Source organism: Bradyrhizobium sp., from assembly GCF_035935975.1.
Lineage (GTDB): Bacteria > Pseudomonadota > Alphaproteobacteria > Rhizobiales > Xanthobacteraceae > Bradyrhizobium.
The window spans coordinates 70,624-83,791 of sequence record NZ_DASYWN010000041.1 but is presented as its reverse complement, the minus strand read 5'-3'; the positions used below and the strand labels follow the sequence as shown (position 1 = coordinate 83,791).

At 66.1% G+C, this 13,168-nt stretch carries 15 protein-coding genes; 11 read left to right on the top strand and 4 right to left on the bottom strand.

Annotated features, from left to right (window positions below; genetic code table 11):
* Window positions 1-76 precede the first annotated feature (76 nt).
* From VGR99_RS23160 to VGR99_RS23150, 3 genes are all read left to right on the top strand, one after another.
* Window positions 77-1,072 carry a hypothetical protein gene (locus tag VGR99_RS23160; protein ID WP_326901694.1) on the top strand — a complete coding sequence of 332 codons (996 nt, stop codon included), beginning with the start codon at window positions 77-79 and terminating at the stop codon, window positions 1,070-1,072.
* Window positions 1,073-1,179: 107 nt separating this feature from the next.
* On the top strand, window positions 1,180-1,773 hold the full coding sequence (locus VGR99_RS23155; RefSeq protein ID WP_326901692.1) for a TetR/AcrR family transcriptional regulator: 594 nt from the start codon (window positions 1,180-1,182) through the stop codon (window positions 1,771-1,773).
* Between the two features lie 14 nt (window positions 1,774-1,787).
* Complete coding sequence (locus VGR99_RS23150; protein WP_326901690.1) at window positions 1,788-2,255, top strand: PaaI family thioesterase; 468 nt, start codon at window positions 1,788-1,790, stop codon at window positions 2,253-2,255.
* Between the two features lie 78 nt (window positions 2,256-2,333).
* Here the strand turns inward: VGR99_RS23150 and rplI are convergent, their stop codons facing one another.
* From rplI to rpsF, 4 genes are all read right to left on the bottom strand, one after another.
* Window positions 2,334-2,933, bottom strand: coding sequence for a 50S ribosomal protein L9 (gene rplI, locus VGR99_RS23145; RefSeq protein ID WP_326901689.1), 600 nt, complete (start codon window positions 2,931-2,933; stop codon window positions 2,334-2,336).
* A 50-nt stretch (window positions 2,934-2,983) separates the two neighbouring features.
* Complete coding sequence (locus VGR99_RS23140) at window positions 2,984-3,961, bottom strand: hypothetical protein (protein WP_326901687.1); 978 nt, start codon at window positions 3,959-3,961, stop codon at window positions 2,984-2,986.
* A 127-nt stretch (window positions 3,962-4,088) separates the two neighbouring features.
* Window positions 4,089-4,328: a 30S ribosomal protein S18 gene (rpsR, locus tag VGR99_RS23135; protein WP_007592020.1), complete on the bottom strand. Its 240-nt coding sequence runs from the start codon at window positions 4,326-4,328 to the stop codon at window positions 4,089-4,091.
* A 5-nt stretch (window positions 4,329-4,333) separates the two neighbouring features.
* The gene (gene rpsF / locus VGR99_RS23130) at window positions 4,334-4,837 is read right to left on the bottom strand and encodes a 30S ribosomal protein S6 (protein ID WP_326901663.1); all 504 of its coding nucleotides are present in this window, start codon (window positions 4,835-4,837) and stop codon (window positions 4,334-4,336) included.
* A gap of 347 nt (window positions 4,838-5,184) precedes the next feature.
* Between rpsF and VGR99_RS23125 the strand changes: the two genes are divergently transcribed.
* From VGR99_RS23125 to VGR99_RS23090, 8 genes are all read left to right on the top strand, one after another.
* Window positions 5,185-5,901, top strand: coding sequence for a TetR/AcrR family transcriptional regulator C-terminal domain-containing protein (locus tag VGR99_RS23125; protein WP_326901662.1), 717 nt, complete (start codon window positions 5,185-5,187; stop codon window positions 5,899-5,901).
* A 3-nt stretch (window positions 5,902-5,904) separates the two neighbouring features.
* Window positions 5,905-6,930: a fatty acid desaturase family protein gene (locus VGR99_RS23120; RefSeq protein ID WP_326901660.1), complete on the top strand. Its 1,026-nt coding sequence runs from the start codon at window positions 5,905-5,907 to the stop codon at window positions 6,928-6,930.
* A gap of 175 nt (window positions 6,931-7,105) precedes the next feature.
* The gene (gene fabD, locus VGR99_RS23115) at window positions 7,106-8,065 is read left to right on the top strand and encodes an ACP S-malonyltransferase (RefSeq protein WP_326901659.1); all 960 of its coding nucleotides are present in this window, start codon (window positions 7,106-7,108) and stop codon (window positions 8,063-8,065) included.
* A gap of 12 nt (window positions 8,066-8,077) precedes the next feature.
* Complete coding sequence (fabG, locus tag VGR99_RS23110; protein ID WP_063684083.1) at window positions 8,078-8,815, top strand: 3-oxoacyl-[acyl-carrier-protein] reductase; 738 nt, start codon at window positions 8,078-8,080, stop codon at window positions 8,813-8,815.
* Window positions 8,816-9,127: 312 nt separating this feature from the next.
* Window positions 9,128-9,367 carry an acyl carrier protein gene (locus tag VGR99_RS23105; RefSeq protein WP_008130699.1) on the top strand — a complete coding sequence of 80 codons (240 nt, stop codon included), beginning with the start codon at window positions 9,128-9,130 and terminating at the stop codon, window positions 9,365-9,367.
* Window positions 9,368-9,476: 109 nt separating this feature from the next.
* Window positions 9,477-10,742 carry a beta-ketoacyl-ACP synthase II gene (fabF, locus tag VGR99_RS23100; protein ID WP_326901639.1) on the top strand — a complete coding sequence of 422 codons (1,266 nt, stop codon included), beginning with the start codon at window positions 9,477-9,479 and terminating at the stop codon, window positions 10,740-10,742.
* A 125-nt stretch (window positions 10,743-10,867) separates the two neighbouring features.
* On the top strand, window positions 10,868-12,145 hold the full coding sequence (gene mltG / locus VGR99_RS23095) for an endolytic transglycosylase MltG (RefSeq protein ID WP_326901638.1): 1,278 nt from the start codon (window positions 10,868-10,870) through the stop codon (window positions 12,143-12,145).
* 133 nt (window positions 12,146-12,278) lie between these two features.
* Complete coding sequence (locus VGR99_RS23090) at window positions 12,279-13,166, top strand: YicC/YloC family endoribonuclease (RefSeq protein ID WP_326901636.1); 888 nt, start codon at window positions 12,279-12,281, stop codon at window positions 13,164-13,166.
* Window positions 13,167-13,168: the final 2 nt, after the last annotated feature.

Below are 13,168 nucleotides of genomic sequence, written 5' to 3'. Positions count from 1 at the left end.
CAATCCGCTAAAAGGTGACCCGCTGCTGCGCCTTTTGCCGGCTGCATCCGCGTAAAATTCAATGGAGATGATGGGAATGTCGAGCCGAGCGCTCAGCCTCGCGACGGTATTGCTTCTGATTGGCTTCGGCGCGACCGATACCGTTCTTGCGCAGGCGACGAACCTCGAGGCCGGCAAAAGCCCGTCCCAGCTCTTCGCGCAGACCTGCAATGCATGCCACAAGAGTCCGCGCGGCCTGTTGAAGTCCGTGGCGCCTGGTTCGCTGCCGGGCTTCCTGCGCCAACACTACACCACGAGCTCGGATATGGCGGGCATCCTTGCCTCCTATCTCGTCTCCAACGGCGCGACCGACACGCGCTATCAGGCCAAGGACGGCAAGAAGGACGGCGCCAAGGAAGCCGCCACCGCTCCCGGCCAGACGCCGGATCAGGGCCGCCGTCAGCGTCAGGACGTTGCCAAGCCGGAAGGCGAGGCTGTTGCTCCCGCCGCCGAAGGCGCGCGTCAGAAGCGCGCCGCGCGGCCGGCCGAGGAGGGCGCCAAGGAAGGCGTGAAGGAAGGCGTGAAGCCCGAGGGCCAGCCCGCGCCCGAGGGACGCAAGGGTAAGCGTCGCGCCAAGCCCGGTACCGAGGAGGCACCGAAGGTCGATGCCGCCGCGCCGGCCACTGAAGAGAAGAAGAGCGAGCCGAAAGCCGAGGCCAAGCCCGAGAGCGCCAAGGCCGAGCCCGAAGCCAAACCCGAAGCCAAACCCGAGACCAAACCTGCTCCCGAAAAACCCGCTGAGGCTAAGTCGGACAGCAGCGCCAAGGTCGAGCCGCGCGGCAGCGAAGCTCCCGCGCTGCGGCCCGATCCGGTGCCGCAAGTGACGCCGGCTCCGCCGGCCGCCGCTGCGAAGCCCACCGAACCAGCCGCGCCCAAGCCGGTGGAAGAGGCGGCTCCCAAGCCTGCCGCCCCCGCCGCCAGCTCAGAACCGGCACCTGCGGCCAAGCCTCAGGAAGCGGCGCCGCCCGCAACCGCTGCAGCCCCGGCACCGGCGGAATCCTCGGGCCCGCCCGCGCCGCCGATCTCGCGGTAACAGCCCCCATTTTCCGATCGAGCTGCGGAGGCCGCGCGCATCGCGGCCTCCGCGTCGTCTTGACCGCGCCTAGAGTAGTACTCTAGAGTATTACTCTAGGAGGCGCGATGACCGCGAGCGTGCGTGACGATCTGTTGGCGGCGGGGCTTGCCGTGTTCGACCGCGTCGGCTTCGAAGCTGCGACGGTGGCGGCGATCCGCACCAGGGCGCGCGCGTCGAATGGCAGCTTCTTTCACGTCTTCGGATCGAAGAAGGAGCTGGCCGGGGCGCTGTTCCTGGAGGTGCTCAGGCACTATCACGGCGCAATGCTGGCCGCGCTCGATCCGGCCCCGGATGCCGAGCAGGGGATCGATCGCCTGATCCGGGCGCATCTCGGCTGGGTCGTCACCAGCCGGCGCGAGGCGCGTTATCTCTTCGAGATCTCGCGCAGCGAATGGGGCGAGGATGTTCGCGACGCCCAGCGTGCGCAGAATGCGCGTCTTGCCGAAGGCCTCGAACGCTGGCGCGCGCCGCTCGTCGCCAGTGGCGAGCTGTTGCCGATGACGCCGGTGATGTTCGTCAGCCAGATGATCGGCCCGGCACAGATTTTCTGCCGTGCCTTCCTGTCGGGGCGCGACCGCGCCGACCCGCGCGGTGAGGCCGACACGCTTGTCGCCTGCGCCATCCGCGCGCTGCGGCCACCCGATCGCATCAGGACATAACAAGGAGAGGTCGCATGGGTCACGACGCAGATCCCGAATTCGCCCCCATCGCCGAGCGCATCCACACCAATGTCGGCCGGCAAGGCTTCATGAATCTGGTCGGGGCCGAGCTGTCCGAATTGGCGCGCGGCACCTGCACGATCGCGGTGGAGCGCCGGCCGGAGCTGCTGCAGCAGCACGGCTTCTTTCATGGCGGCGTCACCGCCTTCCTGGTCGACAATGCCACGACGATCGCGGCCGCGACCTCGCGCGGCCAACCCGCGCTGACGGCGGAGTACAAGCTGAACCTGTTGTCGCCCGCTGTTGGAGACAAGCTGATCTGCCGCGCGAGGGTGATCAAGCCGGGCCGCCAGGTCTCGGTGGTTGCCGCCGACGTCTTCTGCGTCAGCGACGGCGTCGAGAAACACACCGCAACGGCGCTCGCCTCGATCGCGATGCTGAGCGAGGACGTCGCCGCCAAAACGAAAAGCCCGGCCGCCTGAGGCGACCGGGCTTTTGATTGCCTTGGTCATTCCGGGATGGCGCGCAAGCGCCAGACCCGGAATCTCGAGCAGATTTGCTTACTGCTCTTCCGCAGCCGGGGCCGGCTCGGCGTCGTCGTGCTGGGCTTCCGGATCGAAGAACTCGCCGGCGGCGGCGATCGCCTCGGCGGCCGCATCGCGGTCCTCGTTGCGGGTCGAGATGTCCTCGCCGCGGTTGATGCGCTCGGCCTCGTCCTGGCTGCGCGCAACCGTGACGGTGATCTCGACCTCGACCTCGGGGTGGACGGCGACGGTGATGCTGTGCTTGCCGATGGTCTTGATCGGCGCGTCGAGCTGGATCTGCGGGCGAGCCAGTGCGACGCCGTCGGCTTCGAACGCGACGACGATGTCACGGACGTTGACCGAGCCGAACAGCTGGCCGGCTTCCGACGCCTGACGGATCACGATGATGTTCTTGCCCTCGATCTTCTCGGCGACCTTGGACGCCTCGGCCTTGGAGGCGAGGTTGCGGGCCTCGAGATCGGCCTTCATGCCGTCGTACTTGGCGCGGTTGTCGGCGGTGGCGCGCAGCGCCTTGCCGCGCTTGAGCAGGAAATTGCGGGCATAGCCGTCGCGAACCTTCACGACTTCGCCCATCTGGCCGAGCTTGTTGACGCGTTCCAGCAAAATGACTTCCATATTCGTTCTCCTTTTGAAGTGTCGAGTGAGTTGGATTTTCGGACTTGAACTTAAGGGGTCGGCAGCGGCGGCGGCTGCCGCGTGCGCATGAAGCGCTCGCGGAAACCGAACACGGCATCCGCCATGCCGAGGATCACCATCGCGATGACGGGCCAGCCGAAAATGACGACGACGATGTAGGTCGAGCCGAGCCAGAAGGTGCGGCTCTTCAGCGCCAGTGTCAGCGTGTGCAGCACGGCGAAGCCGGTGAACGCGTAGCCCATCATCAGCGCCGCCGCGCTGATCTGCGCGACGATCGCGAGCAGTCCGCCGGTGAAGCAGAAGGCGAGCGCGACGCAGAGCCCGACCAGCGTCATCGGCGGCAGTTCCGCGGTCATCATGTCCGGCCAGGGACGGCGCAGCCGGCCCGATGTCGCCGTCACCTTGGCGCTGAGCCACAGATTGAGGGTGAGCGTCATCATGGCGACGAGGGTCGCGGCAGCCGGTGCGATGCGCACCATCGCATCAACGAACTGGCCGGCTTCGCCGGAGGTTTGCGGATCGGCGGAGCGGAGCAGGCGCATCAGGCCACGGCGCAGCGTGCCGATGATGGTGTCGGCGTCGGTGCCGAGCGTGAGCAGGGCAGCGATGGTGGTCAGCGCGGCGAAGCCCGCGATCCACAGCAGCAGGCGGCCGACCGGATACCATTCGAGCTCGGGCTCGGCCGCCGGATCGATCTTGCCATCCGCGGTGACGGGGCCCACGCGCCGGCTGAGCAGGACGAGATGGCCGAGCCACCAGGCCGGCAGCGCGACGGTGACGGCAAAGGCAATGCAGTAGGGCAGGCCGAACAGGGCACCGAGGCCGATCGCGGCGGCGATGCCGCCGACGCTTGCGCAGAGCGGTCCCCAGCCGATCGCGGCGACCATCAGCGGCAGCGGTGCGAGATAAAACAGGACGAGCGAGATCAGCGCGCCCGAGACGATCGAGGCGAACATCAGGGCCGACGCAGCGCCGGCGATCAGGGCTATCAGTCCAAATGCCATCATCAGCTGTCCCGCTCCCTTCGAGCGGTTAGAGGCGTCTCGCCCCAACCATCGGCGACCGGACGACCCGGAAGCCTTATGAAACCAGGTAGAGCGACCGGCGGCGATGACGCCGCCGGCCGAATTCGTCTTAGCGAATGACGTAGGGCAGGAGGCCCAGGAACCGCGCGCGCTTGATGGCGCGGGCGAGCTCACGCTGCTTCTTCGCGGACACCGCGGTGATGCGGCTCGGCACGATCTTGCCGCGCTCGGAGACGTAACGCATCAGCAGCTTGGAGTCCTTGTAGTCGATCTTCGGAGCATTGGCGCCCGTGAACGGGCAGCTCTTGCGACGACGGAAAAACGGACGGCGTGCACCAGCTTCAGCCATTGATCTTACTCCCCATCCGTCGTCGTGGTTTCAGCTTCTTCGCGCGGACGTCGCGGGCCGCGATCTCCGCGGAAGCCACCACCGTCACGATCGCCGCCACGGAAACCGCCTTCGCGGTCGCCACGGAAGCCGCCTTCACGCTCGCCGCGGAAGCCGCCGCCACGATCGTCACGCTCGCGATCGCGATCGGCCTTGCGCATCATCGCGGACGGGCCTTCCTCGAGCTCTTCGACGCGGACGCTGAGATAGCGGATCACGTCCTCGCTGATGCGCTCCTGGCGCTCGATCTCGGCGATCGCCGCGGACGGCGCGTCGATGTTGAGCAGCACGAAGTGCGCCTTGCGGTTCTTGTTCATGCGGTAGGTGAGGGAGCGAACGCCCCAGTTCTCGGTCTTGGTGACCTTGCCGCCGAGACCTTCGACGATACCGGTCATCTGCGCAGTCAGCTCTTCGACCTGCTGCGGGCTCGCGTCCTGACGCGCGAGAAAAACATGCTCATAAAGAGCCATGGTGGTCCTTTCCTCATGTTGGCGCATCGCCCGGCGTCAAGCCCTTAAGAGGCCTTCGGAAAGGACTCTGGGATTAAGCTCAGAAGGCGGAAACACGGGACGACGGGCCGACTGGCCCTGCCACATCAAAATCACGAATGATTTGCTGAGACCGTCCGTTCAGCTCCCGGCCGGGGTCTGCGGATGCGCGCCTTATACGGATTTTGACCGGCTTTGCAAGGTTTGGGGCCGCCCTTTCGGCCCGGATGGTTCCGGTGCGAGGCGGCGGGGGCCGGTCTTCTCATACCACATCCGGCTTGATCTATTTGTTTGTATGTCATACAAATAAATCAACGGAGACGATCCCGATGCCGGAAAAGTCGGTCCCTGAGCCGTTTGAGGCGGCTGGCGATCCCAAAGGCGATCCCAAGCACGCGGCCCGTGCCACGCGCTCGGCGGGCCGCAAAATGCGCTCGCTGCTGCTGGATGCGGCGAGCCCGCTGTTCCGGGAGCGGGGGCTGTCGGGCACGGCGATCACCGACATCGCGGCCGCCGCGGACGCGTTCCCGAGCCAGATCACCTATTACTTCCGCACCAAGGAGGCGCTGTTCGTCGAATGCGCCTGCCGCGATCTCCTGTATCTCGCGCGGGCGACGGAGCAGGCAGCGATGAAGGCCCGTACGCCGCGCGAATATACCCACGCGCTGGCCGAGACGGTGACGGCGAGTGATTCGATCGCCTTCTTCGCCGAGGCGCTGACGCTGACCCGGCGCCGCCAGGATCTCGCGCCGCTGGTCGAGCGCACCATCGAGCGCCTGCACAGCGAAGGCGCGCGGGCCTATGCCGGCCAGGTCGCCCGCCATGGCTGGCGGTCCCTGCGCGCGCCCGACGAAAGCTCGCGGCGGTTCTGGGCCGTCGCGATCGGCGTCATCCTCGAAGGCTACGCTATGGGCCGCTCGCCAGAGGCGCTCTGCGCCGAGATGCTGCGCGTGCTCGGCGAGCAGGCGAAATCCACCGGCGAGGCGGCGCGTCTGCGTCTCGTCGACGAGAGCGACACGTCCAGCAATTCGAACGAGGAGGGCTAGGCCATGACCGCACTTCGCATGCGTGCCCGCGATTTCCTGACCGACGATCAGCTCGCCGAGGTGCGCCAGCGCGTGACCTGGAAGGGCGTCGCGATGATCGCCCACGCCTGGGCGCTGATCGTTGGCGCGATCGCGCTCGTCGCGTGGTGGCCCAATCCGCTGACATACATCTTCGCGGTCGCCATCATCGGCTCGCGCCAGCTTGGCCTTGCGATCCTGATGCATGACGGTGCACATGGTTGTCTCTCCGCCGACGAGAAGACCAATCTGGCGCTCAGCCAGTGGCTCTGCGCCTATCCTCTGTTTGCCGAAACGCGCAGCTATCGCCGCTATCATCTGCAGCATCACGCGCGCACCCAGCAGGAGGACGATCCTGACCTCGTGCTGTCGGCGCCGTTTCCGATCACCAAGCTGAGCTACCGCCGCAAGTTCATCCGCGACATCACCGGACAGACCGGCTACCAGCAGCGCAAGGCGCAATTGCTCAACGCGCTTGGGCCGAAGGACTGGCCGTGGCGGCAACGCGCCGCGCATTTCTGGGACAAGCTCGGTCCGCAATGCCTCGTCAACACCGCGATGTTCGCTGGCCTCGCGGCGGCCGGTGTGTGGTGGGCTTATCCCTTGCTATGGCTGGTGCCGCTCTTGACCTGGATGATGGTCATCACCCGCATCCGCAACATCGCCGAGCATGCCGTCGTCCCCGACAGCAGCGATCCCTTGCGCAACACGCGCACGACGCACGCCAATGTCCTCGAGCGTCTGTTCATCGCGCCGTACTTCGTCAACTATCACCTCGAGCATCATCTGCTGTTCTACGTGCCCTGCTACAATCTGCCGAAGGTGCATCGCCTGCTCAGCGAGAGCCGGCATGCCGGCCGGATGGAAGTGCAGCCGGGTTACGCAGCGGTGCTGCGGCTCGCGACCGCGAAGCCCGATCGGGATGATCGGCCTGGCCAGTTGGTCAACAGTGCGCGCCGCGCGCAGGCAGGGGCGGCGGTCGACGCCAACCAGACCAACGGTGGATTCTAGGGGGCCGCATCCCCAGTTGAATGCCCGCGGAAGTTCCTATCTTGGCTTGACATTCCGGCCCCGGACAGTGTCTACGGCCCCTTTCGGAGCATGGTCGGGAACCAAGGCTCGGGCCGGACGTAATCGGCTGCCGGGTTCTCGAAGCGTAAGGCTCGAGCGATCCAGGGGAGCGCCGATGACGGCAGCATTCACATTTCCGGGGCAGGGTTCCCAGGCGGTTGGCATGGGCAAGGCCTTGGCCGACGCCTTTCCGGTGGCGCGCGCCGTGTTCGACGAGGTCGATGCCGCGCTTGGCGAGAAGCTGACAGCGACGATCTGGGATGGCCCGGCCGAAACCCTCCAGCTCACCGAGAACGCCCAGCCGGCCCTGATGGCCGTGTCTGTAGCCACTCTGCGGGTGCTCGAGGCTGAAGCCGGTTTTTCCGTCGGGCGGGATGCCGCGTTCGTGGCCGGCCACTCGCTCGGTGAATATTCAGCGCTGGCTGCTGCCGGCAGCCTGACGGTATCAGATACCGCGCGGCTGCTTCGCATCCGCGGTCTCGCAATGCAAAAAGCCGTGCCGGTCGGCGCCGGCGCGATGGCCGCGCTGCTCGGCCTCGATTACGACGCGGCAATGGAGGTCGCCAAGGAGGCGGCTCAAGGCCAGGTCTGCCAGGCCGCCAATGACAACGGTGGCGGCCAGGTCGTCGTCTCCGGCGACAAGGCCGCGGTCGATCGCGCCGTCGAGATTGCCAAGACCAAGGGCGCCAAGCGTGCGATGCTGCTGCCGGTCTCCGCACCTTTCCACTGCAAGCTGATGCAGCCCGCCGCCGACGCCATGGCCGAGGCGCTGGCGAAGGTCACGATCAAGGCGCCGGCGGCGCCGCTGGTGTCGAACGTGCTGGCAAGCGCCATCACCGATCCCGACGAGATCCGCCGCCGTCTGGTCGAGCAGGTCACCGGCACGGTGCGCTGGCGCGAGTCGGTTGCCTATATGGCAGGGCAGGGCGTCACGCGCTTCTTCGAGATCGGCGCAGGCAAGGTGCTGTCCGGCCTCGTCAAGCGCATTGCGGACGGTGCCGTCGGCGTTTCGGTCGGCGGTCCCAACGACATTGCCGCCGCCAAGGATGCGTTGGCCGCTGCGAAGCAGGCCTAGAGGAGTTTTTCAATGTTCGATCTGACTGGCAAAAAGGCGCTCGTCACCGGCGCGACCGGTGGTATCGGCGGCGCCATCGCGCAGGCGCTGCATGCGCAGGGCGCCACCGTCTCGATCTCGGGAACGCGCAAGGAAGTGCTGGATGAGCTTGCCGGCAAGCTCGGCGAGCGCACCCATGTGCTGCCCTGCAATCTCTCCAAGGCCGACGAGGTCGAGGCGCTGGTGCCCGCCGCGGAAGCGGCGATGGGCCAGGTCGACATTCTCGTCGCCAATGCCGGCATCACCCGCGACAATCTCTTCGTGCAGCTTCGCGACGAGGATTGGGAGGAGGTCATCAACATCAATCTGACCTCGACCTTCCGCCTCGCGCGCGCTGCCACCAAATTGATGATGCGCAAGCGCTTCGGCCGCATCATCGCCATCACCTCGGTGGTCGGCGTCACCGGCAATCCCGGGCAGGGCAATTACACCGCGTCGAAGGCGGGCCTGATCGGCATGATCAAGACGCTCGGCGCCGAATACGCCAAGCGCGGCGTCACTGCGAACTGCATCGCGCCCGGCTTCATCAAGACGCCAATGACCGATGCGCTGAACGACAAGCAGCGCGAGACCATCCTGACCAAGGTTCCGGCTGCGCGCCTCGGAACGCCGGAGGACATTGCGGCCGCGGCCGTCTACCTGAGTTCGAACGAAGCGGCCTACGTCACCGGCCAGACCATCCACGTCAACGGCGGCATGGCCATGATCTGAAGCCCTCGTTTCGCACTGCCCACAAGCGCAGTGCGGGATGCGGCAAACGGCCGTTTCCGGAGCGAAATGAGGCGTGTAGTCAAGGCAGTTGAAGTATGATAACCGGACGCTCAACGGATGGGCAAAGAACGCCATTGCAGGTTTTTGAAACCCTGTATATTGGCGATGCGGAGCCTTGGCCGTCGTTCGCCGGGTCCTGCATCGGTTAGGGTGGGACCAAATCAAAGTTCGTAAGCGAAGGCAGTCAACGACCACGACGGCTCGTATCGTCCCGGGGGGTCGGGTCTACAGGGAACAACACGAGGTTATGCAATGAGTGACATTGGCGAGCGGGTTAAGAAGATCGTGGTCGAACACCTTGGTGTTGAACCCGAGAAGGTTGTCGACGCAGCGAGCTTCATCGATGACCTCGGCGCCGACAGTCTGGACACCGTCGAACTGGTGATGGCGTTCGAAGAAGAATTCGGTTGCGAGATTCCGGACGACGCCGCGGAGACGATTCTCACCGTCGGCGACGCCACGAAGTTTCTCGAGAAGAACGCGAAGAGCTAAGGCTCTTCTATTTTCGCGGGGACAACATTGAAACCGGACGGGCCGCTTCGCAGCGGTCAGCCGGTTTCTTGTTATTGGCCGTGAATCTTTCGATGCGGAGTTTTCGGATATGAGGCGGGTTGTCGTCACTGGTCTCGGCATGGTGTCGCCACTCGGCTGCGGCGTCGAGCCGACCTGGAAACGCATCCTCAACGGCGAGAGCGGTGCGCGCAAGATCGAGAGCTTCGACGTCTCCGATCTGCAGACCAAATACGCCTGTACTGTCGTGCGCGGCGACGGCAGCAACGACACCTTCAATCCCGACAAGTGGATGGAGCCGAAGGACCAGCGCAAGGTCGACGACTTCATCATCTTCGGCATGGCCGCAGCCGGCCAGGCGCTCGACGATGCCAACTGGCATCCCGAGACCGAAGAGGACAAATGCGCGACCGGCACCATGATCGGTTCCGGCATCGGCGGCCTCACCGGCATTGCCGACACCGCGATCCTCCTCAAGGAGCGCGGACCGCGCCGGGTGTCGCCGTTCTTCATTCCCGGCCGCCTGATCAATCTCGCCTCCGGCTACGTCTCGATCGCGCACGGGCTGAAGGGACCGAACCACTCGGTGGTGACGGCCTGCTCGACCGGCGCACATGCGGTCGGCGACGCGGCCCGCCTGATCGCGCTCGGCGATGCCGACGTCATGGTGGCCGGCGGCGCCGAGTCGCCGATCAGCCGCATCGGCATTGCCGGCTTCAACGCCGCGCGTGCGCTCTCGACCGGCTTCAATGACACGCCCGAGAAGGCCTCGCGTCCCTACGACAAGGACCGCGACGGCTTCGTGATGGGCGAGGGCGCCGGCGTCCTCGTCCTCGAGGAGCTCGAGCACGCCCAGCGCCGCGGCGCCAGGATCTACGCCGAGGTGGTCGGCTACGGTCTGTCGGGTGACGCCTATCACATTACGTCGCCGTCGCCCGATGGCGATGGCGGTTTCCGCAGCATGTCGGCTGCGCTCAAGCGCGCCGGCCTGACGGCATCTGATCTCGACTACATCAACGCGCACGGCACCTCGACGCCGCTCGGCGACGAGATCGAGCTCGGTGCGGTCGAGCGTCTGCTCGGCAACGCCGCCTCCAAGGTCGCGATGTCCTCGACCAAATCGTCGACCGGGCATCTGCTCGGTGCGGCCGGTGCGATCGAGGCGATCTTCGCCATTCTCGCGATTCGCGATAATGTCGTGCCGCCGACGATCAACCTCGACAGTCCGTCGGTCGAGACCGCGATCGATCTCGTGCCTCACACCGCGAAGAAGCGCGAGGTCAATATCGCTTTGTCGAATTCTTTCGGTTTTGGCGGTACCAATGCGTCGGTGATCGTCCGGCGCCTGGTCCATTAGTTTGTGGTTGCGACGAATCCACCGTTTTGCCGTATTCGGCGATAGTCATGGACGTGGGCGGATGCATTTGGCCGGACGAGCGATCGTGCGGCCGCGATTGAACCGGCAGGATTCAGGTTGCTTCGATGAGTGAAAGGCCGCCCATTTCGCCCCGGAGCCCGCGGGCAGCGCTCGAGCCCGAGCAGGTCCCGCCGCCGCCGAAGCGATCGGACCGTGCGCGCAATCCGTTCGTGATCGTCGGCAATGCCATCATCACGCTGCTGCTGATCGCCATGCTCGGCGCCGGCGGCGTCTATTACTACGGCCGGCAGGTGCTCGAGGCGCCGGGGCCGCTGAAGGACGACAAGGTCGTCAACATCCCGCAGCGTGCCGGCAAGCGCGACATCGCCGAGACGCTGAACAAGGAGGGCGTCACCGACGTCAATCCGTGGGTGTTCATCGCCAGCGTGGCGGCGCTGAAGGCGAGCTCGGACCTGAAGCCGGGTGAATATTCATTCCAGAAGAACGCCTCGCTGCGCGACGTCATCGGCACCATCGTCGAGGGCAAGGTGGTGCAGCATTCGGTCACGATCCCGGAGGGCCTGACCTCCGAGCAGATCGTGGCGCGCCTGTCCGACAACGACATCTTCACCGGCAGCGTGCGCGAGCTGCCGCGCGAGGGCACGCTGCTGCCCGAGACCTACAAGTTCCCGCGCGGGACCCCGCGCGATCAGGTGATCCAGCGCATGCAGCAGGCGCACAAGCGCGTGCTCGCCGAGATCTGGGAGCGCCGCAGCCAGGACGTCCCGGTCAAGACGCCCGAGCAGCTGGTGACGCTCGCCTCGATCGTGGAGAAGGAGACCGGCAAGCCTGACGAGCGCAGCCGCGTTGCCGCCGTCTTCACCAACCGCCTGAGGCAGAAGATCAAGCTGCAGTCCGACCCGACCATCATCTACGGTCTCGTCGGCGGCAAGGGCACGCTCGGCCGTCCGATCAAGCGCAGCGAGATCACGCAGCCTTCGCCCTACAACACCTATGTGATCGAGGGCTTGCCGCCGGGCCCGATCTCCAATCCCGGCCGCGCCTCGCTGGAAGCCGCCGCCAACCCCGCCCGTACCCGCGACCTCTATTTCGTCGCCGACGGGACCGGCGGGCATGCCTTCACCGAGACCTACGACGCGCACCAGAAGAACGTCGCCAAGCTGCGCGCGATGGAGAAGCAGATCCAGAACGACACGGTCGAGCCGGCCGACGACGCGCAGGCGCCCGCTGCTGCCCCGCCCGCCGCCGCCGATACGGCGCCGACCGCGACCACGCCGGTGCGGCCGAACCAGCAGAAGAAGCCGCCGGCCGCGCGCCCGGCCAATCCTGCGCCGGCCCGGCAGGGCGCGGTCCAGCCGACGCCGCAGGTGATCCAGCGCTAGGCCAGGGCCCGGCGTCAGCCCCCGCGCAGACCTGCTACGGGACTTTGCGGATTCCACTTTCCTGCAAAATAGTCTTAAGATTCGCGTGGCCTGATGGCCTCGCGAATCCCATGTTTCCGGAGAATTTGACCTGATGGCGCTGTCGTCCATGACCGGCTTTGCCCGAAGCCACGGCGTTAGCGGGCCGTATACGTTCGAATGGGAATTGAAGTCGGTTAACGCCAAGGGCTTTGACCTCAGGGTGCGGCTGCCACAGGGGTTCGACGAGCTCGAGGCCCACGCCAAGAAGCGCGCCGGCGAGCTGCTCTCGCGCGGCACCGTCTACGCCAATCTCAACGTCAAGCGCGCCAATGCGGCCGCGTCCGTCCGCGTCAATGAGGACGTGCTCAACGCCGTGCTCAAGGCCGCCGCCGTGATCGCCGGCAAGGTCGACGCGGTTGCGCCGAGCGTCGACGGCCTGCTCGCCATCAAGGGCGTCGTCGAGGTCGCCGAGCCCGAGGGCGACGAGGAGGAGGACAAGGCCGCGCGCGCTGCTGCAGCCGAAGCCTTCGACAAGGCGCTCGACGAACTCGTCGCGATGCGCAAGCGCGAAGGGACCTCGCTCGGCCAGATCCTGACCCAGCGGGTCGACGAGGTCGAGCAACTCGCGAAGAAGGCCGAAGCCGCGCCCGGCCGTAAGCCGGAGGCGATCAAGGCCAGGCTCGCCGAGCAGATCGCCGCGCTGCTCGACACCTCCGACCGTTTCGATTCCGACCGCCTGATGCAGGAAGCGATCCTGATCGCCACCAAGGCCGACATCCGCGAGGAGCTCGACCGCATCGCCTCGCATATCGCGCAGGCGCGCGAGCTGATCGGCAAGGGCGGCCCGATCGGCCGCAAGCTCGACTTCCTGGCGCAGGAGTTTCACCGCGAGGTCAACACCTGCTGCTCGAAGTCGAACGACATCGAGCTGACCAATACCGGGCTCGCCATGAAAAACGTGGTCGAGCAATTCCGCGAGCAGGTCCAGAATCTGGAGTGATC